This is a genomic window from Nocardia gamkensis NBRC 108242 (assembly GCF_001612985.1).
Taxonomy (GTDB): Bacteria; Actinomycetota; Actinomycetes; order Mycobacteriales; family Mycobacteriaceae; genus Nocardia; species Nocardia gamkensis.
In genome coordinates this window covers 63,772-84,045 of the sequence record NZ_BDBM01000012.1, presented here as the reverse complement: position 1 = coordinate 84,045, position 20,274 = coordinate 63,772, and the positions used below count along the sequence as shown (strand labels likewise).

At 68.5% G+C, this 20,274-nt stretch carries 22 protein-coding genes; 11 read left to right on the top strand and 11 right to left on the bottom strand.

The window, feature by feature from the left end; all coding sequences use genetic code 11:
- Positions 1-4 precede the first annotated feature (4 nt).
- Both NG1_RS13100 and NG1_RS13095 read right to left on the bottom strand, forming a co-directional pair.
- Positions 5-538, bottom strand: coding sequence for a WKL family lipoprotein (locus NG1_RS13100; RefSeq protein WP_062970523.1), 534 nt, complete (start codon positions 536-538; stop codon positions 5-7).
- A gap of 6 nt (positions 539-544) precedes the next feature.
- Positions 545-901 carry a hypothetical protein gene (locus NG1_RS13095; RefSeq protein WP_040867041.1) on the bottom strand — a complete coding sequence of 119 codons (357 nt, stop codon included), beginning with the start codon at positions 899-901 and terminating at the stop codon, positions 545-547.
- A 152-nt stretch (positions 902-1,053) separates the two neighbouring features.
- Here NG1_RS13095 and NG1_RS13090 point away from each other — a divergent pair, with 152 nt between their 5' ends.
- The 3 genes from NG1_RS13090 to NG1_RS13080 are packed head-to-tail and all read left to right on the top strand — an operon-like array spanning position 1,054 to position 3,447.
- Positions 1,054-2,067 (top strand): YncE family protein, encoded by a 1,014-nt coding sequence (locus NG1_RS13090; protein WP_062970521.1) that lies wholly within the window; start codon positions 1,054-1,056, stop codon positions 2,065-2,067.
- Positions 2,067-2,366, top strand: coding sequence for a DUF5703 family protein (locus NG1_RS13085; RefSeq protein ID WP_245548973.1), 300 nt, complete (start codon positions 2,067-2,069; stop codon positions 2,364-2,366). The genes NG1_RS13090 and NG1_RS13085 overlap by 1 nt, the downstream gene beginning before the upstream one ends.
- Before the next feature lie 4 nt (positions 2,367-2,370).
- Positions 2,371-3,447 carry a quinone-dependent dihydroorotate dehydrogenase gene (locus NG1_RS13080; RefSeq protein WP_062970519.1) on the top strand — a complete coding sequence of 359 codons (1,077 nt, stop codon included), beginning with the start codon at positions 2,371-2,373 and terminating at the stop codon, positions 3,445-3,447.
- A 12-nt stretch (positions 3,448-3,459) separates the two neighbouring features.
- On the opposite strand, the gene NG1_RS13075 is transcribed toward NG1_RS13080, so the two are convergent.
- Positions 3,460-3,843 carry a hypothetical protein gene (locus NG1_RS13075; RefSeq protein WP_062970517.1) on the bottom strand — a complete coding sequence of 128 codons (384 nt, stop codon included), beginning with the start codon at positions 3,841-3,843 and terminating at the stop codon, positions 3,460-3,462.
- A 744-nt stretch (positions 3,844-4,587) separates the two neighbouring features.
- On the opposite strand from NG1_RS13075, the gene NG1_RS13070 reads away from it, so the two are divergent.
- The 4 genes from NG1_RS13070 (at position 4,588) to NG1_RS13055 (ending at position 9,590) form a co-directional block, all read left to right on the top strand.
- The gene (locus NG1_RS13070) at positions 4,588-6,069 is read left to right on the top strand and encodes a carbohydrate kinase family protein (protein WP_245659886.1); all 1,482 of its coding nucleotides are present in this window, start codon (positions 4,588-4,590) and stop codon (positions 6,067-6,069) included.
- Positions 6,066-6,809: a GTP cyclohydrolase II gene (locus NG1_RS13065; protein WP_084498892.1), complete on the top strand. Its 744-nt coding sequence runs from the start codon at positions 6,066-6,068 to the stop codon at positions 6,807-6,809. Before NG1_RS13070 ends, NG1_RS13065 begins: the two co-directional genes overlap by 4 nt.
- Positions 6,810-6,998: 189 nt before the next feature.
- Positions 6,999-8,831 (top strand): AMP-dependent synthetase/ligase, encoded by a 1,833-nt coding sequence (locus NG1_RS13060; RefSeq protein ID WP_062970512.1) that lies wholly within the window; start codon positions 6,999-7,001, stop codon positions 8,829-8,831.
- A gap of 111 nt (positions 8,832-8,942) precedes the next feature.
- Positions 8,943-9,590 carry a class I SAM-dependent methyltransferase gene (locus NG1_RS13055; protein ID WP_062970510.1) on the top strand — a complete coding sequence of 216 codons (648 nt, stop codon included), beginning with the start codon at positions 8,943-8,945 and terminating at the stop codon, positions 9,588-9,590.
- Positions 9,591-9,602: 12 nt separating this feature from the next.
- On the opposite strand, the gene NG1_RS36660 is transcribed toward NG1_RS13055, so the two are convergent.
- Positions 9,603-9,827 (bottom strand): hypothetical protein, encoded by a 225-nt coding sequence (locus tag NG1_RS36660; protein WP_157114032.1) that lies wholly within the window; start codon positions 9,825-9,827, stop codon positions 9,603-9,605.
- Positions 9,820-10,194, bottom strand: coding sequence for a DNA-directed RNA polymerase subunit beta (locus NG1_RS13050; RefSeq protein ID WP_245659885.1), 375 nt, complete (start codon positions 10,192-10,194; stop codon positions 9,820-9,822). Before NG1_RS13050 ends, NG1_RS36660 begins: the two co-directional genes overlap by 8 nt.
- A gap of 362 nt (positions 10,195-10,556) precedes the next feature.
- Between NG1_RS13050 and NG1_RS13045 the strand changes: the two genes are divergently transcribed.
- Together NG1_RS13045 and NG1_RS13040 are read left to right on the top strand one after the other, a co-directional pair.
- Complete coding sequence (locus tag NG1_RS13045) at positions 10,557-11,435, top strand: helix-turn-helix domain-containing protein (RefSeq protein WP_063910335.1); 879 nt, start codon at positions 10,557-10,559, stop codon at positions 11,433-11,435.
- Positions 11,432-11,638: a DUF397 domain-containing protein gene (locus NG1_RS13040; protein ID WP_062970503.1), complete on the top strand. Its 207-nt coding sequence runs from the start codon at positions 11,432-11,434 to the stop codon at positions 11,636-11,638. The genes NG1_RS13045 and NG1_RS13040 overlap by 4 nt, the downstream gene beginning before the upstream one ends.
- Positions 11,639-11,810: 172 nt before the next feature.
- Here NG1_RS13040 and NG1_RS13035 read toward each other — a convergent pair whose 3' ends face one another.
- From NG1_RS13035 to NG1_RS13015, 5 genes are all read right to left on the bottom strand, one after another.
- Positions 11,811-12,239, bottom strand: a complete 429-nt coding sequence (locus NG1_RS13035) for a hypothetical protein (protein WP_062970501.1) — start codon at positions 12,237-12,239, stop codon at positions 11,811-11,813.
- A gap of 418 nt (positions 12,240-12,657) precedes the next feature.
- Entirely contained in the window at positions 12,658-13,083 is a 426-nt protein-coding gene (locus tag NG1_RS13030) for a hypothetical protein (RefSeq protein ID WP_062970499.1), read from the bottom strand.
- A 215-nt stretch (positions 13,084-13,298) separates the two neighbouring features.
- A complete protein-coding gene (locus NG1_RS13025) occupies positions 13,299-13,832 on the bottom strand; it encodes a YbhB/YbcL family Raf kinase inhibitor-like protein (RefSeq protein WP_062970497.1) in 534 nt (177 codons plus the stop codon).
- Between the two features lie 25 nt (positions 13,833-13,857).
- Positions 13,858-15,219, bottom strand: coding sequence for a M20/M25/M40 family metallo-hydrolase (locus NG1_RS13020; protein ID WP_174315483.1), 1,362 nt, complete (start codon positions 15,217-15,219; stop codon positions 13,858-13,860).
- 130 nt (positions 15,220-15,349) lie between these two features.
- Positions 15,350-15,853, bottom strand: a complete 504-nt coding sequence (locus NG1_RS13015; RefSeq protein ID WP_218018964.1) for a GtrA family protein — start codon at positions 15,851-15,853, stop codon at positions 15,350-15,352.
- A 107-nt stretch (positions 15,854-15,960) separates the two neighbouring features.
- On the opposite strand from NG1_RS13015, the gene NG1_RS13010 reads away from it, so the two are divergent.
- Positions 15,961-18,339 carry a beta-ketoacyl synthase N-terminal-like domain-containing protein gene (locus tag NG1_RS13010; protein ID WP_062970493.1) on the top strand — a complete coding sequence of 793 codons (2,379 nt, stop codon included), beginning with the start codon at positions 15,961-15,963 and terminating at the stop codon, positions 18,337-18,339.
- 115 nt (positions 18,340-18,454) lie between these two features.
- Here the strand turns inward: NG1_RS13010 and NG1_RS13005 are convergent, their stop codons facing one another.
- Entirely contained in the window at positions 18,455-18,934 is a 480-nt protein-coding gene (locus NG1_RS13005) for a winged helix-turn-helix transcriptional regulator (RefSeq protein WP_062970491.1), read from the bottom strand.
- Between the two features lie 84 nt (positions 18,935-19,018).
- Here NG1_RS13005 and NG1_RS13000 point away from each other — a divergent pair, with 84 nt between their 5' ends.
- Positions 19,019-20,254: an MFS transporter gene (locus NG1_RS13000; RefSeq protein WP_062970578.1), complete on the top strand. Its 1,236-nt coding sequence runs from the start codon at positions 19,019-19,021 to the stop codon at positions 20,252-20,254.
- Positions 20,255-20,274 lie beyond the last annotated feature (20 nt).

Below are 20,274 nucleotides of genomic sequence, written 5' to 3'. Positions count from 1 at the left end.
CCGCTCAGCCGCAGGCGGGGGTGCGGTAGTCGGCCGAGCGCAGGATGCCGCACAGGTCGGTGCGGGAGATCTTCCACTTGCCGTCGACGAGCACGAAGTGCACGACGGTGGTGCGGACCGCGGCGCCGGTGCCGTCCTTGTCCAAGCGCATGGTGGCGGTCAGGGTGCCGTCGTGGTTGTCGAACACCGGGTCGGTCACGCCGTAGACGGCGCGCGGGTTGTCCTGCAGCGCCTTGTACATGTCGGGGATGGCTTGACGGAAGGATTCCCCGTCCTCGATGAGCGCGGTGCGTTCGCTGTCGGGTAGCGCCGGGTCCAGCGCCCGCTTGATCTGGGCGTCGAGGTCGGCGGCGGTGGGTAGCGGCGGGTGGGCGGCGCTGGAGGAGACGGCGATCGACGACGACAGCGAGGCGTTGGCCGAGGAGCGGGCGGCGTCGACCGCGGCCTCGTCGGCTCCGCTGTCGCACGCGGCGGTGGCTACCGCCAGCAGCAGGCCCGCGGCGGTGAGCGCGGTGCGGGTGAGTCGTGTGTGGGTCATCACTTCCTACATACCTTCGATGACGGAGCTGAGCCGTCCGAGTAGGGCACGCACGGTCGTGACGTCCCGTTGTGCGGCGGCGTCGATCGTCGCGGCGTCGGGGATCATATCCCGCACCAAGGCGGCGACACTGCGTTCGTCGTCGAGGTCGATGTCGGTGACCGTGGCTTCGGCGACCGCGAGCACGTCCTCCGGGCCGGGGACGGCGTCGCCGAGGTCGCGGCGGTAGACCTCGAGGGTCAAGGTGGCGCGGATGGTGCGGAACGCGAAGGGGTGGCCGTCGGCGGTGGTGCCGAAGCCGTGCGCGTACGCGCCGACGGTTAGGTCGTCGATGGCAAATCCCGACGAATGGTCGGCTTTCAACCCGGTTCTCCCTATATCGGACGGTGGGGTCTCCACCGTAACCCCGGTTACCGACATTCCGCTCGAGGCGAACCCGGTCGGTCGGCCGGTTGCGTCATCATGGTCAGATGGTGAGGTTGCGGAAGATTCGTCGGTAGAAGGAGTTCGGTGGGATGCGCCCTCGCGCCTTGCTCGTCTCGGCATTCGCGGGTGCGGCGGTGCTGGTGCTGTCGGCCGGATGCTCCTCCGGCTCCGGCGGTCCCGACCTGCCGACCAGGGAGCCGGCCACCGCGGCGCCCGCGCCCGCGGTGACGACGCCGCCGGTCGGGCGGGTGCTGCCCGCCGGGCCGGTCGCCGAGCTGGCCGCCGATTCCGCTGGCGGGTTGCTGGCAGGCCTGGACGGTGACGTCCTGACCGTCCTCGATCCGGCCGCGGCGCAGCCGGTGGTGCGCACGGTGAGGTTGCCCGCGCGCGCGAGTGGTCTCACGCCGGGCAGACCGGGTGAGATGCTGGCGGGCGCGCCGGGCCGGGTACTGCGGGTGGATCTCGCGTCCGGGGTGATCGCCGAGGTGAGCGTCGACGGCGACGTCCGGTCGGTGCGCGCCCGGCCGGACGGGGGGTTGCTGGTCGGCACCGCCGATGGCCGCGTGCTGGAACTGGCGCCGGAGGGGAAGGCGGTCGGCACCGTGTCCGGGCTGGTCTCCGCGGACGAACTCGCCGAAGCCGACGGCAAGCTCACGGTGCTCGACCGGCATCAGAGCGCGATCTTCGAGTTCGACCCCGCCGAGCAGCGGCCCGGGCTGGCGCTGCGGGCCGGTGACGGGGCCACGCGGCTGATCGGCGACACGCGCGGCCGGTTCGTGGTCACCGACACCGCGGGCGGTGAACTGCTGGTCTACACCGCGGGACCACTCGTGTTGCGGCAGCGTTTCCCGGTAGGATCTTCGCCTTACGCACTCGCCTACGATCCACGGTCCGACACCGTGTGGGTGACGTGCACGCAGCGCAACGAGGTCATCGGATTCGACCTCTCGACTGGTATACCGAAGGAAGTGGGCCGCTACGCCACCGTCCGGCAGCCGAACGCGGTGGCCGTCGAGCAACGCACCGGAGATCTGTTCGTGGGGTCCGCGACCGGCGACGGTCTGCAACGGATCGGTGCGGACGATCGGAAGAGAGGGCAGTGATGGCTCGGACACCACGCGCGGGCGATGATTCCGCGGCATCCGCTGATCCGGCAGCGCACCGGGGGCGCGGGCGCGCGCTGCCCGCGGGCTGGGAAACCACCAGCGACGACTACGAGTACGTGCCGTTGCGGCTGCCGCCGGATGTCACGCGGGTGACCGCGTCCATGCGGCTGGCGATCCAGGCCGAATTCGGCGGCTGGGAACTCTCGCGGGTGCGCGCCTACACCGACGGCAGCAGGAGGGTGCTGCTGCGGCGGCGAAAATCCGCCCTACTACCCCAGCCCGAACCCGGAATGTGAGCCGATGTACGCCCTGCTACTCCGACTGATGTTCCTCCTCGCGCCGGAACGCATCCACCATCTCGCCTTCGCGGCCATGCGCTCGGCCGCCTCGGTCGGGCCGTTGCGCTGGGTGATGAGCAAGGTCCTCGTCACCCGCGATCCGATCCTGCGCGCCGAGGCATTCGGGGTCGAGTTCCCCGCGCCGCTGGGGCTGGCCGCCGGTTTCGACAAGAACGCCGACGGTGTCGATGCCTGGGCGCCGCTGGGGTTCGGTTTCGCCGAGATCGGGACGGTGACCGCGCAGGCGCAGCCGGGCAATCCCGCGCCGCGGTTGTTCCGGCTGCCCGCCGATCGCGCCCTGATCAACCGGATGGGATTCAACAATCACGGTGCGGCGGCGGCGGCCGAGCGCCTGCGCGCGCGCCGCGGCGGGGTGCCGATCGGGGCGAACATCGGTAAGACGAAGGTCGTCGAACCGCAGGCCGCGGCCGAGGACTACGCCGTCAGCGCCGCGCTGCTGGGGCCGCTGGCCGATTTCGTCGTGGTCAACGTCAGCTCCCCCAATACGCCGGGCCTGCGTGATCTGCAGGCGGTCGAATCGCTGCGCCCGCTGCTGCGGGCGGTGCTCGACAGTGTGCGGGTGCCGGTGCTGGTGAAGATCGCGCCGGATCTGTCGGATGAGGACATCGACGCGGTCGCCGACCTGGCCGTCGAACTGGGGTTGGCGGGCATCGTGGCCACCAATACCACCATCCGCCGCGACGGGCTGCGCACCGACGCCGCCGCGGTGGCCGCCATGGGTGCCGGTGGCCTGTCCGGCCCTCCGGTCGCCGACCGTTCGCTGGAGGTGCTGCGGCGGCTGTACCGGCGGGTGGGTGACCGCCTGGTGCTGATCTCGGTCGGTGGCATCGAAACCGTCGACCAGGCGTGGGAGCGCATTCTGGCCGGGGCGACGCTGTTGCAGGGCTACACCGGGTTCATCTACGGCGGCCCGTTCTGGATGCGCAGGATCCATCGGGGCCTGGCGCAGCGGTTGCGCGCCGGCGGGTACGGCAGCATCGGCGAAGCCGTCGGCGCGGAGCACACAGCACACGCCTGACATCAGCGGGACTCAGCCGTGCACGTACGGCGGTTCGGGAGTGCGGGTGCGTCCGCGCCGGGTGCTGTGCCCCGGCGGGGCCGGATCTCCCTTCGGTCCCAGTTCCCGGCCCAGGCGTGCCGCCATGGCCTTGGCGAGCAGGATCACCGCGTGGTCGCGCAGGATGCCCAGTTGGTCGGCATAGACCTCGACGCGGGCCTGGGTCATGCGGTCGTGCACGACGTGCGGGTCGCTGAGCAGTTCGTCCAGCGACATCCCGGCCAGTGCCTGGGCGCGGGTCAGCCGCCGGTCCGGTAACCAGCTCAGCCGCCAGGAGTCGGTCGCGTCGGTGTCACGGTAAGCCGATTCCGGGGTTATGTCACTGGTCATCGTCCATTCGGTGGTGTGGATGGTCATCGCGGTCTCCGGTGCGACAGGTGGAGTGAGGCCGGCTCCAGGGTGCTGAGTTCGATGATCACGAATGCCTCTCGTCGTGCATCCGCTGGTGTGGCGCGGTGGTCGCGCCGCACCGTGAATTCCGCCGTGCCTGCGGCCGTGGTGGGTACCCGGGCCGAGGAAGCCGCTCGGCGGGCCGGGTGGTCCGAGGGATGGCTCGGAGGTGTGCGGCAGCCGGGGAAGCCGCAGCCTCGGGCAAGCCGGTGGCTGAAGGCGCGGCTGCGCGTCGATGGGGGTGTGCGAAGTCTTGTCGCGGTGAAGTGCGCCGCGGCTACGGTTCGGTCCGGCAGACACGCCGCACAGCGGCGGCCGGGGGCAGCTGAGGTTCGTGATCGGCATACCGGCGCGCCGGGGCGATGACGGGTGCGTTGTCGCGCGGGATGTCCGGGGGCTGGTTCAGTCCATCACCGGCTTCGGCACCAGCTCGATATCGGATCCGGCGGGGCGGTGTCGCCGCCGCCGTCGCGGCTGCCGTATCTGAAGAATCATTCTCATCACCAGCCCTCCCGATTGCCTGGTGGTGCGATGGGGATCGCCACTTCCAGTGTGGCATTTGCCGTTCCCCGAGCGCAATTGCCGTTGTAATTTGGTAATTGACAATTTGCCCGCTGGCTAAACCCGATTTGCGTGGCCAACATGCGCCCGACACTCCCGTGTCGCGCCGACGGAAAGGGTGGCATCGCCATGGTCCCGCAGGATTCGGGAATGGTTGCCGTTCGCAATATCCTCACCCGGTTGTGCAAACGCTCAGGGCTGAGTTCGGATCGGTTGCGCAGCACCGAAATCGACGTCTCGCCCCTGCTGGATCTGCTGGCCGTGCGGCAGTACGCGCGGCGCGCGGGCATCGACCGGGAACAAGCGGTGCCGCCGCTGGTACGCGATCTGAGCACGCGATTGGATATCACCGACCGGCTCGTCGTGGATGCGGAGCTGTCGCTGGGTTTGCTGCGCGAAAACCCGCCCGCCGGTGTGGATCCCGGCCTGCTCTACGCATCGGATCTGGGTGAGCGGCGCGAATACCTCGCCGCGCAGTGGGCGGAACTGCACGAAGCCCTTGGGGCGCAACCGGTTCCGGACAGGTTGACGGTGCGTTCGCTGCGCGGGGCTCCCGAGCGCCGGGCGTTCACCGAGCTGGCCACGCGGCTGGCCACGGCCTCGGTGTTCGACGGCGCGCACGCCGTCGACTTCGGCGCGGCTGCCGAAACCGTTGCGGCCGAGCCCGATCCGGTGGACACCCGCGGTGTGGTCACCGTGATCGGCGACGCGGTCATCGACCATATGTATGTGGTGGACCGGATCCCGGGGCCGGGCGGCACCGCGCGCGGCAGCTATCGGCAACATCCCGGCGGCAAGGGGCTCACGCGCGCTGTGGCGGCGGCCCGGCTCGGGTTGCGGGTGCGGTTGATCTCGGCGGTCGGCGACGACGAGGCCGGGGGCCGCATCCTGGAATACCTGCGCAGCGAACGCGTCGAGACCGAACTGGTCAAAGTGGTGCCCTACGCCCCCACGCCGGTGACCGCGGTGATCGTGGCGGGCACCGGCGCGGCGAGCACGATCGGCTGCAAAGACGAGCGAATCCGGTTGAGCGCCCAGGATCTACGCAGCGAGGCCATCTGCTCGGCGATCGCCTCCTCGGATGCGGTGCTGCTGACCTTCGAACAACCCACCGGCGTCATCGAGCAGGTCATGGCGCAGTTGCGCGCACTGCCCGACCGGCCGCTGGTGGTGGTGCACCCCGCGCCGCGGCTGGATCGGCCCCAATACCTGTATCAGCATCTGGGTGTGGTGGATTACCTCGTCGGCGGCGACAACGACCTGCGGGCCCTGGCGATGTCGCCCGACGGCGCGGCGCCGGACACCGAACAGACCGCCACCCGGCTGCGCGCGCTCGGGGTCGGCGCGGTCTGCGCGATCCGGGATTTCCGGTGCGCGGTGTGGTCGGAGCAGGTCAGCGACCGCTTCCAGCCCTTTCCGACCGCGTTGCAGGACTCGGTCGGCGCTCACGCTGCCTTCTCCGCGGCCCTGGTATATCGTCTCGTTTCGACGCGCCGCCCCGCCGCACGCAACGACTACGTCTGGGCGACCGCCGCAATGGTGGCGACGCAATCGATCGGGGACGTCCCCGGGTCGATGCCACTGGTGAGTGAGGTCGAGCGAATCTTCAAACTCGCTACGGAGGAGCATTGACCAACGCTGTGGATCCTGCCGACACCGAACATCGGTTCCGTCGCAACGGGCAAGATCTGCGAGTTCGGGTGGTGGAGGTGAACGGGGACGGGGAGCGGGGGCACCTGCTGCTGTTCGGTGCGGTCGCCGACGGCTGCCTGGTGCGGGTGCACTCCCGCTGCCTGTATGGGGAGGCGCTGCGTTCGCAGGACTGCGACTGTGGGCCGGAGCTGGACAAGGCGCTGGATCTCATCCAGGCCGCGGGCAGCGGTGTGCTGGTCTACCTGGAGCAGGAGGGCCGCGGGGCGGGACTGATCGCCAAGGCGCTGGGTTACCGGGAAAGCGAGCGCTCCGGCGCGGACACCTTCGCCAGCTACGAGGCCCTCGGCTACCCCGCCGATGCCCGCACCTATGTCACCACCGCTCGTGCGCTGGCCGATCTGGGATTGCGTTCGGTGCAGTTGTTGACCAACAATCCCGCCAAGGTGCAGGCGCTGCGGCAGGAGGGGTTGCGGGTCACCGCGGTGCCGTTGCGCACGCGCGCGCTCAGCGAGCGGGCCCGCGACTATCTGGAGACCAAGCGCACCCGGCGCAAGCACTGGATACCGACCGATGCCGCGCCGTGGGCACTCGACGAGCCGGGCGGCATGTCGCCGGCGGCCGACGAGCCGCCTGCCGCCGACCCAGTTGTCATCACACCTGGTGAGAACTTCCGTCCGCGGCCAGGGCCCGGCCCCGCGCCGGATCTGATCGGTGCCTGAAGGATTGTTGAAGTTTGCCCCACCCCGCTTCCCTCCTGTGGCTACCATGAGTGAGCCGCGCCACATGTGGCGCGCCGACTCGTGAGAGACTGACAGTGCATTCGCCGCACCGCGTCAGGATTCGAGTCCGGATCGCACGCCGGTGGATACCGGCGTCCGGTTCACGCCAGCGCTATCGGGAACAGGGATATGACGACAACAGAAATCGGATACGCGCACCAGTCGGGCAAAACGGTGTACACCGTCCCCGCCGCATTCCAGGAGACCGCACGGCTGCGTCCCGACCAGATCGCCTTGCGCAAGGTGGGTGGCACGCAGGAATACACCTGGCGCGAGTACGCCGAACGGGTGCGCACGATCGCCGCGGGTCTGGCCGCACTCGGCGTCGGCCACGGTGACACCGTCGGCATCATGCTCACCAACCGTCCCGAGTTCAATCTCGTCGACACCGCCGCGTTGCACCTGGGCGCCACCCCGTTCTCCATCTACAACACCAGCTCCCCCGAGCAGATCACCCACCTGTTCACCAACGCGGGCAACAAAGTCGTCGTGACCGAGCAGGTCTTCCTCGACCGGATCACCGCGGCCGGGGTGCCGATCGAGCACATCATCATGGTCGACGGCCCCGCCGAGGGCGCCGTCACCCTCGAACAGGTCGAGACCGCGCCCACCGCCGAGTTCGATTTCGACGCCGCCTGGCAGGCCGTCGGCGCCGACGACCTGGCCACCCTGATCTACACCTCCGGCACCACCGGCCCGTCCAAGGGCGTGGAGATCACCCACCGCAATGTGCTCGCCCAGATCATTGCCCTGGTCAACGGCCCGCTGCAGGTCGGCCTGGACGACCGCGCGGTGTCCTACCTACCCGCCGCGCACGTCGCCGACCGGATCTCCGGCCACGCGATCAACCTGCTCACCGGCATCCAGATCACCACCGTGCCCGACCCGCGCGAGGTCGCCGCCGCCCTGCCCGACGCGCGCCCGACCATCTTCTTCGGCGTCCCGCGGGTGTGGCAGAAGATCAAGGCCGGGGTGGAGGGCAAACTCGCCGAAGAACCGAGCCCGGTCAAGAAAGCGCTGGCCAACTGGGCGATCAGCACCGGAATCGCCGCCGCCCGCGCCGATCTGGCCGGCAAAGGCCGCGGTCCCCTGCTCGGTGCGCAGCACAAGATCGCCGAGACGCTGGTGCTGTCCAAGCTGCGCCACGCGCTCGGGCTCGATCAGCTGCGCGTCGCCTCCTCCGGCGCCGCCCCCATCCCGCCGGAGACCCTGGAATACTTCCTCGGCCTCGGCTTCACCGTCAGCGAGGTGTGGGGCATGTCGGAGACCACCGGCGTGGGCACCTACACCGAGCTGGACAAGCCCCGCCCCGGCTCGGTCGGGCGCGCGGTCGACGGCATGGAACTGCGCCTGGACGCCGACGGCGAGGTGCTGGTGCGCGGCCCGATCGTCACCCGCGGCTACCGCAACATGCCCGACAAGACCGCCGAGGCCATCGACTCCGACGGCTGGCTGCGCACCGGTGACATCGGCACGCTCGACGCCGACGGCTACCTGCGGATCGTGGACCGCAAGAAGGAACTGATCATCAACGAGGCGGGCAAGAACATCGCCCCCACCAACATCGAGAACTCGGTGAAGGCAGTCTCCTCGCTGATCGGCCAAGTCGTCGCCATCGGCGACGCCAAGCCCTTCATCGCCGCCCTGATCGTGCTCGACCCCGACGTCGCCGCCATCCGCGCCAAGGAACTCGACGCCACCGGCGAGGACATCGCCGCCCTGGCCACCCGCAGGCAGATCATCGACGAGGTCCTGGCGGCGGTCCAGGCGGGCAACGCCAAACTCTCCCGCGTCGAGCAGATCAAACGGTTCACCGTCCTCGGTGCCGTCTGGGAGCCCGGCGGCGACGAACTGACCCCGAAGATGTCGCTCAAGCGCGCCCCCATCGCGGCCAAATATCAGGCCGAGATCGCCGCGCTGTACGCCAAGGAACCCTCCGACCGGGTGATCAGCGTCAAGTAAGCTCGCCGGAACGCACTGTGGCCCTGGGCATTACGTCCAGGGCCACGGTCTTTCACGCCGATCCCCGAGGCCGCGGATGCCGGCCGCCGCGGCCGCCGGGAGAATGGAACGGTGCTGCTGTCTCGACTCGACCGGTTCAATCGGCGACATCCGTGGAGCCACAACGACCACTACGGTGCGTGGGTCGTACGCCAGGTGGCAGCGGCCGGGGCCCATCACGTCCTCGATGTCGGATGCGGCACAGGCAACCTCGCCGACCGGCTGCGCGAGCGCGCCGCCACCGTCACCGCGCTCGAACCCGACCCCGCGACCGCCCGCCTGGCGGCGCAACGTTTCGCCGACGACCCCGCGGTGACCATCGTCGAAGCCGCCTTCGCCGGTCGCGACCACCAGCGACGATGGGACGCCGTCACCCTCGTCGCCGTCCTGCACCACCTCCTCCCCTTGCTGCCCACCCTGCGGGAACTGCGCGATTGTCTGGCCCCGGGCGGGCGGCTGGCGATCGTCGGCTGCTACCGCCACGCCGGACCCCTCGACGTCCTCGCCGACCTACCGGCCATAGCCGCCAATCCCGTCATGGGACTGATCAAGCACCCGGCTCGCGCCGAAACGCTGCCCCCGCACATGACCGCACCCACCGCCGAGCCCACCGAGACCCTCGCCGACATCCGCGCCGCCGCCGCGCGGGAACTGCCCGGCGCCCGGATCCGCCGTCGCTTGTTCTGGCGGTACACCCTGGTCTACGACGCCCCCTCCTGACCCGGTGGCCCCTCACGGCTCCAGATACAACCGCTCACAGGGCAATCGCGGATACCCCTGGATGTCGTCCATCGACACCTCGACCGCGTCGTGCCAGTGCCGGGCACGCCACTCCTGGACGAACAAGCACGCCGCGGTGACGCAGGCGACGTAATCCATCCGGGCGCCGTGCCAGAACACCGACAAATGGACATCCGGCTCGGACGGGAGCGGAGAACCACGACGCTCATCAGGCATACGTGAAGCCTCGTTTCCGTCGTGCAATCCGCTCCGCCACGCATCCACGGATAGCGGCCACCACGACGCTTCCGGAGGGACGAAAAGCGCTGTCGGGGCGGGCGATCCAGGCGCGGAACGTAGTCCCCCGATCCGCCGGGCTCGGCAGCGCCACGGTTGCGCCGGCGCGCACCAACGAGACGTCGAGCCGGAACATCTCCGCGAACAGCATGATGTCATCCGGCAGGTCGGGCTGCGTCAGATACGTCCACCGCTTCGACCGGGGATGCGACATGATCGGCCCGATCCGATGGTGGTGCCGCTGCATCCAGACCTTCACATCCTGGCCGAGCGTGGCGGGCATGATCACCGCCCACGCCACCCCCATACCTAGCACGATGCGCCCCACCTGAGGTGGATCCACCTCCGCGGGCAGGTCGCACACCTGCCGGTAGTAGGCGCACCGGGACAGTGGTGTGCGTCCGAAAGCTATCTGAACCATGGAACCCCCTACTGAATCGCACAACTGGATGAGTCGCGCCCGCTTCGCCGCGGTCAACCTGTCGCCGAGCGGAGCCGATTGCCCCCTGCGACTTGGCGTTTCGCTCACAGTGCCTGACGCACCCCTAGTAGACGCCCATCAGGCGATATTTGGAATATTCCACAGCGCGAGTACTCTAGATTTCTCCCCATCTTCCATAGTGGCTGTGCAGATCCTTCCAAATTCACCTACCGCCGTGAGGTTGGCTAATGACCGAGAGTTCCGGCTCCACAGTTCCGCGTCGCATGTTGGGCCGCCGACTGCGTCAGCTCCGCGAGGCCTCCGGTGTGACAGTCGCGCAGGCGTGCAGAGTCATCGAGGTATCGCCGCAAACCATGTGGCGGCTGGAGGGAGGTCAGGGTGTAAAGCTCAAAGACATCTACATCAAGGCCCTCTGCGAACTGTATGGAGTCGACGAGGATGACACGGCAGCGCTCATGGGCCTGGTTCGTGAAACCAAGAGGACCGGATGGTGGCATGCCTACGGCGATGCGGTGCCCACCTACTTCGATCTCTATCTCGGATTGGAAGAAGCGGCCAAGAAGCTGACCACCTTCCATCTCACCTTGCTTCCCGGCCTGCTCCAGACCCCCGCTTACCGGCGTGCGGTGATCTGGGGCGCGTATCCCGGAATGCCCACAGCCGATGTCGAGCGTCGGATCGAGCTCGCGGCCACGCGCCAGAAGCGCCTACACGAATCGCGCGACCGCTTCAGCATGAACGTGTACCTCGGAGAGGCGGCGCTGAGATACCGGGTTGGTGGGCCACCCGTTATGACGGAACAACTCCACCATCTCCTGGCTGTTTCGCGGTTACCGACGGTAACGCTTCGCGTGGTGCCATTTCACACCGAGCGTGTATTTCCCCTGGTGACGGGATCTTTCACGCTCATGGAGTTCCCAGCATTGCAGTCCTTCACCGAGCCGCCGGTGGTGTACGTTGAGGGCTACACGGGCGCTCTCTACCTGGACAAGCCCACTGAGATCGACCAGTACAGGACGGCGTGCAAGGCGATTCGCGCCGCCGCGCTGGATGAGCAGGAAACCAGGGAACTGGTGTTGAAGATCGCTAAGGAGTATGGCGGGTGAATACCGACCTGGCGAAGGCGGCGTGGTTCAAGAGCAGTCGCAGCGGACCTAACCAGGATTGCGTCGAGGTGGCATTCCTGGACGGCGGGCTGATCGGCACGCGAGATTCCAAAAACCCGGCGGGTTCAGGCCTCGTGTTCACCGATAGCGCCTGGGACGCCTTCACGAGTGCAGTAGTTCGAGGTGAATTCGACCGTCCGTAACATGAGCAGGAGCCCAGGGACAGCCTTGTGCCCTGGTCGGGCTCCGCGGCCCTCTTCAACCGCTTGGTCGGCCTAGCGCGTCGCCTGCAACCGATGGACGGTCGAGTGTGCGCTGAACGGCCGGGACGCCCGGAGTCGGGCGCCAGGCTGGTCGTGGCGGCCGAGTTGCCGGTCAGTCGTAGTCGTTGTCGTGCCCGGCGAGTTGGCGCCCCAGCAGCCTGGCCGCGTCGATGATGCCGCCCAATGGGTCTTCATACATGAATACGTCGTTGTCGAAGCGGTCGTCGGGCTCGAGGGCCTGGGTGAGCAGGACCGTGTCTCGGATCAGGATATCTTCACCCACCACGACGAGCCCGCCGATAGTGCCCGTGCTGCCGACCTTGGTGAGGATGGCCAGGAGATCGACCTTGTCGGACTTGGCGAACGGCCTTTCGATATGGATCCATTCATCGTCTGCCCGCCTGATCACGACATCCGGTGCGGCCCAGTCCTCTTCAGCGTCCTCGACCGTGAGGCTGATGCTGTCGGGCTCGACGCGAACGCCGTAACTGTTCCGGGAAATGAGTTCGACCAGGGTGTCCCACTCGTCGCTGTGTTCCATGTGTTCCCCTCCGCGATCGTCAGCGTCCTGCTGAGGCAGAGACTAGCAGAATCCGCTGCGGCAGAAGGGAACTCGTCCAACCGGAGCGATACCGCGCGCGACTGGCCGACCGGCTTCGCCGAGGATACGACGATGCGCCCGCTGCCTTCATGGAGGACTCCGCGGCCCAAGGAAAGCCAAAGGTCACCGACAACCGGTACAGCCAAGAGCAGCCGGTTCGACGGCATCGGCATCATGCCTACAACAAGACCTCAACGGGCCCGGGCAAGTCAGATAACCACCCGCCGGATGATCGCCTCGGTGCTCGCTGCCGCATCCTTCCCGAACGGCTTAGCGGGTGCCTACAAGTGTGTGGACCGGCAGGTGGCGGCGGTAGCGAGGATCGCGCCGTACTACTGCTAAGCGTAGTGAGCCGGGACTACGCCAACTGCTCTACGGCGAAGCCGACCAGGAGTACGCAGAATCCGCCGATCTCGCCGATGATCAGAGCGGCGAGGACGAAACGCATCGATGGCGGAGGGTTGCGCATCTGGTTGTCGGTCTCGCGCTGCAATCCCAGGCGGATGTAGTTCGCGATCGTCACCACGAACAGTGCGATGATCGCCCCGGCCGCGGTGGCGTTCACCGCCGTCGGCCAGCCGGACAATTCGACGAACCAGGCGATCAAACCGGTGGCGAACGAGTACAGCAGTGCGGCGCGGTGGGCGATGTCGACGTAGGGGTGCGCCAGACCGTCCGGCGAGGTGGTCATCGCCTGCCATTTCCACACGCCGAGAACCAGCGCCCACAGGAAGATGAGCCCGGCGAAGAGGAGCACCCAGGCGGTTTCCGTGCGAATGATCAAGTTCGTACCCTCATCAGTCCTTCGCGCGCCCACTTGGGCAGCTGTCCAGCGGCAGCGTAGCGCTTGCGGGCAGTCGCGGCGCGACGCGAACGAACCCACTCCTGGGAATACCGACTGGTCGGGTTAGGGTGCGGCTCGTGGGCCTGGCCGAGGTGCCTTGGAAAGCGCTGTGGCCCCGAGCGTTTCGCTCAGGGCCACAATCACGTGACGGGGCTCTAGTTCTGCTCGTAGGTGGCGATCAAGGTCGCGCGAGCGAGGGTGTGGGAGAACAGGTTGAAGCCGAGGTAGGCGGGCGTGGCGTTCTCGTCGATGCCGAGACTTTCGACGTCGACGGCATGCACGACGATGAAGTAGCGGTGCGGGCCGTGACCGGGCGGCGGGGCGGCACCGACGAAGCCGTGGAAGCCGCCGTCGTTGCGCAGGGTGATCGCGCCGGTCGGCAAGGCGCCGCCTTCTTCGCCGCTGCCCGCGCCCGCCGGCAGCGAGGTCGCGCTCACGGGGATGTCGGCGACCGCCCAGTGCCAGAAGCCGGAGGCGGTGGGGGCGTCGGGGTCGTACACGGTGACCGCGAAGCTCTTGGTCTCCGCCGGGAAATCCGACCAGGACAGCTGTGGGGAGATGTCCTTGCCTCCCGCGCCGAAGATGCCGCTGACCTGTTCGTTGCCGAAGGGTTGACCGTCGGTGACATCGGTGGAGGTGAGGGTGAACGACGGCACCTTCGGAAGCGCGTCGTAGGGGTCGTAGGTCATGAAAACCTCTCTCTTGCGGATCGGATCAGCTGTGCAGTAGGAAGTGTTCCAGCACGCGGGTGCCGAATTCGAGGGCCTGCACCGGCACCCGCTCGTCGACGCCGTGGAACAGGGCGGTGAAGTCCAGTTCCGGCGGCAGCTGCAGCGGGGCGAAGCCGAAGCAACGAATACCCAAGCGGGCGAACGCTTTCGCGTCCGTTCCGCCGGAGAGCATGTAGGGCACCGTGCGGCCGCGCGGATCATGGGCGAGCACGGCGTTGTTCATCGCCTCGACCAGATCGCCGTCGAAGGTCGTCTCGTAGGAGTCGAGCTTGGTGATCCACTCGCGTTCGACATCGGGGCCGATCAGCTCGTCCACCTCCCGTTCGAACGCCGCCTGCCGCCCGGGAACCACGCGGCAGTCCACCACCGCCTCGGCGGTCTGCGGGATCACGTTGGCCTTGTACCCGGCTTGCAGCATGGTGGGATTGGCGGTGTCGCGCAGGGTGGCTCCGATGATGCGGGAAATGGTGCCCAGTTTGGCCAGCTGACCCTCGATGTCGGGGCTGGACGGATCGAATTCCAGACCTGTCTCCTCGGCGACGGCGGCGAGGAAGGCGGCCACCGAATCCGACAGCACCAACGGGAAGGTGTGTTTGCCCAGCCGGGACACGGCGTCGGCGAGGATGGTGACGGCGTTGTCCTCGTGCAGGAACGAGCCGTGACCGGCGCGGGCCTTGGCGCGCAACCGCATCCAGCCCAGACCCTTCTCGGCCGTCTCGACCAGATACAGCCTGCGTTCGGTGCCGTCGGGGCGCGGCACGGTCAGCGAGAATCCGCCGACCTCGCCCACCGCCTCGGTGACGCCGTCGAACAGATCGGGGCGGTTGTCCACCAGCCACTGCGAGCCCCACTTGCCGCCGTTCTCCTCATCGGCCAGGAACGCGAAGACCAGATCGCGCGGCGGCACCGTCCCCTCGAGTTTGAACTGGCGGGCCACCGCCAGCGCCATCCCGACCATGTCTTTCATGTCGATCGCGCCGCGACCCCACACGTAGCCGTCGCGCACCGCGCCGGAGAACGGATGCACGCTCCAGTCCGAGGCCTCGGCGGGCACCACGTCAAGGTGCCCGTGGATCATCAGGGCGCCACGACTGCGATCGGCGCCTTCCAGCCGCGCGAAGACATTGCCGCGACCTTCCGCGCCGGATTCGACGTATTCGGTGACGTAGCCCGCCTGGTGCAGCTGGTCTGCCACCCACTGCGCACATTCGCGCTCACCCTTGGTGGTGGCCAGATCACCGGTATTGGAGGTGTCGAAGCGGATCAGCGTACTGACCAGCTCCACCACTTCCGACACCGCGCGCGAGCTTCTGTTCGGGTCGATTCCTTCGCCAGTTGCGGACACGCCCCCTTTCCTACCACCCGCGCGGCGGTGCGAACGCGCGGCCGGGGTGTCGCGGCGGGGCGCCGCGGCCCGCACGGTGGGCGATCGTGCCGGACAGGGTTGTCATCAGGATGAGTGCAACCGCCCCGGCTCACCCCGCGCCGGGGCGCTCGACCTCGTCCGGGAACACCACCCGCACGAATGCCCAGAACCGGAACACCATGCCCAGCGCGGTGCCGATCAGCTGCGCGGCCACGAAGTCGGCCACGTTCTGGGTGAAACGGGAGACCTCGGGCACCTCGAGATGCAGCACATACCGCGAGACCCACAGCGGTGCGGTGTTGATCGCGACGGCCAGGAAACTGACCAGGTAGAACAGCGCCGCCTCGTGGTGGCCGCGCCGCCCACCGCGCCCGTCGAAGGACCACTGCTTGTTGAGCACATACGACAAGGTGATCGCCGCCAGCACCGCGACCACTTTCGCCGTGACCGGATACGCCTCGAACACGGTGCTCTTCAAGGTCAGGAACACCGCGGTGTCCAGCGTGAACGCGGCGGCGCCGACGGAGGCGAAACGGAGGAGTTCTCGACGCCGTGCCTCGCCCCCCAGCGCGGACGTCACCCGAGCGAAAACGGGGCGTTCGGAAAACAGCACAGGTAAAGTCTCCGGCACATGTCCCGACCCCACAACAAGATCGGCAGATTCACCGCACCGCTTGTTCCACGGGTGCACGGTCGGTGGATCGCGGGCAGGCGAGAAGCGTGAAGAAAGCCAAGCGGCGCACCCGTCCTCAGCAGACAGCGATCGACCTCGCCGAGCCGATCGCCGTGATCGGCATGAGCTGCCGCTTCGCCGGAGGCGTCGATTCGCCGGAAGCGTTGTGGCGGTTGCTGATCGAGGAGACCGACGCGATCGCCGACGAACCGCCGCCCGGTCGCTGGTCCGGTGACCATCGCGGCGCCGACCGCGCCGCCGCGGGCAAGACGGTGTCGGTCGCGGGTGGGTATCTGGCGGATGTCGCCGGTTTCGACGCCGAATTCTTCGGCATCACCCCACGCGAAGCGGCCGATATGGATCCGCAGCAACGCTTGGCGCTGGAATTGGCCTGGGAGGCATTCGAGGACGCGGGAATCCGCCCCGACCGGGTTCCGTGGACGGGCGTGTATTTTGCCAACAAGTTCAACGACTATCGCGCCGTGAAACTCGCCCGTGGTGCCACCGCCATCACACCGTTCACCAGTACCGGAGATGTCGAAGGCGTCATCGCCAACCGGGTGTCGTACTTCCTGGGTTTCGACGGCCCCAGCATGACGGTGAACGCCTCGTGCGCGGGATCGCTGGTCGCGGTGCACCTGGCTTGTCAGGCGCTGCGGGCGGGTGAGAGCGCGGTGGCCGTCGCCGGTGGGGTGCAACTGAATCTGATCCCGGAGACCACGATCGGACTGTCCGCGCTGGGCGTGTTGTCCGCGCGCGGCCGATCCCGCACCTTCGACGCCACCGCCGACGGCTACGTGCGCGGCGAAGGCGGCGCGGTCGTCGTGCTCAAGCCGCTGCGACAGGCCCTGCGCGACGGTGACCGCGTCTACTGCACCCTGCTGGGCAGCGCCACCAACAACAACGGCAGGCATCGCTCCATGCCCGCCAGCAGTGCCGACGGGCAGCGGCAACTGCTGCGGCGGGCGTGCGCGCGAGCGGGTGTCGACCCCTCGACGATCGACTACGTGGAGGCGCACGGCACCGGCACCGCAGTCGGCGACCGCGCCGAACTGTCGGCACTGGCCGAGGTCTACGGCACCGGCAGAGCGCCCGGCGCCCCGCTGAGGGTCGGCTCGATCAAGACCAATATCGGGCACACCGAAGCGGCCGCGGGCATGGCGGGGCTGGTGAAAGTCGCGCTCGCCCTGACCCATCGCCGGATTCCACGCAGCCTCCATTTCCAACGACTGCCAGAGGAATTCGATTCGCAGACGGCCGGCGTGCGCGTCGCCGACATCGCGCTGCCGTGGCCGCAGCACGACCGGCCGGCGCGCGCCGCGGTGAGTGCGTTCGGTTTCGGCGGCTCCAACGCTCACGTCATCGTCGAAGCCGCGCCCCCGCCGGAGCCGGTCACCGGGACCGGCGTCTCGCAGCGGCTGGTGGTGCTGTCCGCCCGCACCGAGACCGCGCTGCGCGCGCACGCACATCGGCTGCGTGAGCATCTCCTAGGCGATCCCGGAATCGGTCTGGGCGATCTCGCCCATACCCTCGCCACGAGAACACCTTTCGGGCAACGGCTTGCGGTGGTGGCCGACGATGTGGGCGCGGTTGTCGACTTCCTCGGCGCCTACCTCGACGGGACCACGCCGAAAGACGACACCGAGCACGAGGCGCTGAGTCTGGTGCTCTCCGCGGCCCTGCGTCCCGGCACGGTGGCCCACCGCGACCTGCTCGAGGCGGCGGGCGTGCTGTTCGAGCGTGGTGTCGAGCCCGACTGGGCGGCGGTGAACCCGCCGGGCCGCCCGGTATCCCTGCCCACCTATCCATTCCAGCGCCGGCGGCATTGGGCGCAGCCCCAAGCCCCGGTCGAGGAACCGGACGTTGGCGCGATCGGATCGCCTTCGTTCGATTCGCCGGAAGGCCACGACCTCGCTCCCACTGATGCCCGAGGTTCCGGTGTGGGGGCCGCGCTGGCTGTGTCGCCGGTGACGGCCCCGGGAGCGGTCGATCCGGCCGCTACGCTCCAGGACCGGGCACCAGCCCACCCATCCCCCGAGCCCAGCGAGCCCCGAAGCAACTCCGCACGCGACCTCGCCGCCCTGGTCACCGCCGAACTGGCCCGAGTCGTCGGCATCGAACCCGACCGGGTGCCCGCACGGCAGAACTTCGACCAGCTCGGAATCGGCTCGGTGCACGCCGTGGAACTGTCGGCGCGCCTCAGCGCCCGCCTGGGCATCGAAGTCCCCGCCGCCGTCATCTGGGGCTGCCCCACCGTCGAGCTCTTGACTGCCGAACTCGGCGTCCGGCTCACACCCGCCGCCCCGGCGACGGATCCGTCACCCCCGGCCCCCATCACCTCGGCGGTGGATGCGAAATCAGCAGCGCACGAGGAGGTTCTGTCGACCGCCGAACTGCTGGCGTTGAGCCGGGAACTGCTCGGCTGAGCTCGGAATCGAGACGGGTCGGCAACCCCCACGGGGGTTGAAGGCGAACGCGAACACCTGCGGGTTCCGGTAGCCGCACCGGAGAACGGATTCGGCGTAGTCGCCGTGCGGCCGATTACGCGTCCGCCGCCGAAGTGTCGTGTTCGCCCACCTTGCGAACTCGGGTGGTCGCCGCGGTGACGCGCTCGCCCCTGTGGTTTTCGGTGCGCAGGGGGGCGACGGGGCTGCCGTCACGGTCGACGAGCGTGGAGTGGGGTTCGCCGTCGGTGAAGGTGTGGCGTTCTCCCCATTGGCGCAACGCCACGACGAGGGTGAAGAGGTCTTGCCCGGCTCCGGTGAGTGTGTAGCTGTGCCGCTTGCCGCCCGGGGCGGTGCTCGTGGTGAGGATGCCGTGGTCGACCAGCCTGCGCAGGCGATCGGTGAGGATGTTGCGGGCGATCCCGAGCCGCTGCTGGAAGTCGGTGAAGCTCGCCGCGCCGTCCATGGCGTCGCGCACGATCAGCAAGCTCCATCGGTCGCCCACGAGGTCGACGGTTCGCGCGACCGGGCAGGTGGGATCGGTCCACTCGCGGCCGGTACCGAGCGTCGTGGTCATGAGCCTCCTCCAATCAGTTGCAATTCGAAACCATTATTACCTATCCTCGAATGGTTGCATTTTGCTACTGATGTGGGAGGTGTGGTGGCGACAGGAGTCACAAGGCCGCAGCGATTCGTCCTGGCGCTGGTGTGCGCAGTGGCCGTATCGACGATCTATGCGATACAGCCGGTTCTGGAAGCAGCGGGCGCCGGCCTGGGAGTGGCACCCGAGTCGCTGGGCGGGCTGGTCGCCGCCGGGCAGGTCGGCTACTTCGCCGGTCTGATCCTGCTGGTCCCGCTCGGCGACGTGGTGAATCGGCGGCGGCTCATCACCGTGCATCTGGTCCTCACCGCCGCGGGAGCCGCGGTCGCAGCCGCCGCCCCGAACGGTCCCGTCGCCGTGGCGGGGCTGGCGATGGCGGGACTGTTCGCGGTCGTGGTCCAAGTGACTGTGGCCTACGTCGCCGCCGTCTCCGCGCCGGGCGAGCGGGGCCGCAATATCGGCGCGATCACCTCCGGAGTGGTGATCGGCATCCTCGGCGTCCGCGTCCTGGCCGGTGTCTTGGGCGACACAGTCGGCTGGCGTGCGGTGTACGCGCTGCTCGCCGTACTGTGCCTTGCTCTGGCTCTCACTGTCCGCGCGGCACTCGACCCGGACCGCGGAACTCCCGGCGCGCGGTACACGCAGGTGCTGGCATCGATGGGGCGGCTCGCGCGCACGGATCGCCTGTTTGTGAGCCGAGGCCTGATCGCGTTCTTCCTCTTCGCGTCCTTCGGAACCCTCTGGAGCGGGCTGGCCCTGCCCCTCGGCGCCGACCCGTGGAACTTCGGCACCACGCAGATCGGCTTGTTCGCAGTGGCGGGCCTGGCCGGAGCTCTCGGCGCCGCCCGCGCGGGACGATGGGCCGACTCCGGGCACGCACAGTCGATCACCGGATCCGCACTGGTGGTGCTCACCGCCTCCTGGTCGCTCATCGCCCGGACCGAAACAACCCTGTGGCCGCTCGCCATCGGCATCGTTCTCCTCGACTTCGCCGTCCAGGCAGTCCATGTCGGGAGCCAGCATCTGCTGACCACGGCGCATCCGCACCGCGCCGGCAGCGTCATAGGCGCCTATATGGCCTTCTACTCGCTCGGATCCGCCCTCGGCGCACTCACGACCACCTGGGCATACAGCACCCGAGGATGGCAGGCCTCCTGCTGGGCCGGCGCGGCCTACTCCCTTGCCGCACTGGTTGTGTGGGGACTGGCCCAGGTCACCGGCATCGCCCGGCCCGGTGCCGCGGGTGCGCCCGGTCCTCGACCGAAGTGCCCGGACGCGGCAGCCCAGCCATGCTGAGCGCCGAGGATCACCCGCCT

Coding starts and splice junctions, on each gene's coding strand:
- NG1_RS13035 (WP_062970501.1), bottom strand. CDS start 12,239: ATGGAACACAGCGACGAGTGGGACACCCTGGTCGAACTCATTTCCCGG.
- NG1_RS36660 (WP_157114032.1), bottom strand. CDS start 9,827: ATGCCTGATGAGCGTCGTGGTTCTCCGCTCCCGTCCGAGCCGGATGTC.
- NG1_RS13075 (WP_062970517.1), bottom strand. CDS start 3,843: ATGACCATCCACACCACCGAATGGACGATGACCAGTGACATAACCCCG.
- NG1_RS13025 (WP_062970497.1), bottom strand. CDS start 13,832: ATGACCTACGACCCCTACGACGCGCTTCCGAAGGTGCCGTCGTTCACC.
- NG1_RS13080 (WP_062970519.1), top strand. CDS start 2,371: ATGTACGCCCTGCTACTCCGACTGATGTTCCTCCTCGCGCCGGAACGC.
- NG1_RS13070 (WP_245659886.1), top strand. CDS start 4,588: ATGGTTGCCGTTCGCAATATCCTCACCCGGTTGTGCAAACGCTCAGGG.
- NG1_RS13005 (WP_062970491.1), bottom strand. CDS start 18,934: ATGACCACGACGCTCGGTACCGGCCGCGAGTGGACCGATCCCACCTGC.
- NG1_RS13090 (WP_062970521.1), top strand. CDS start 1,054: ATGCGCCCTCGCGCCTTGCTCGTCTCGGCATTCGCGGGTGCGGCGGTG.
- NG1_RS13050 (WP_245659885.1), bottom strand. CDS start 10,194: ATGGGGGTGGCGTGGGCGGTGATCATGCCCGCCACGCTCGGCCAGGAT.
- NG1_RS13100 (WP_062970523.1), bottom strand. CDS start 538: ATGACCCACACACGACTCACCCGCACCGCGCTCACCGCCGCGGGCCTG.
- NG1_RS13085 (WP_245548973.1), top strand. CDS start 2,067: ATGGCTCGGACACCACGCGCGGGCGATGATTCCGCGGCATCCGCTGAT.
- NG1_RS13060 (WP_062970512.1), top strand. CDS start 6,999: ATGACGACAACAGAAATCGGATACGCGCACCAGTCGGGCAAAACGGTG.
- NG1_RS13045 (WP_063910335.1), top strand. CDS start 10,557: ATGACCGAGAGTTCCGGCTCCACAGTTCCGCGTCGCATGTTGGGCCGC.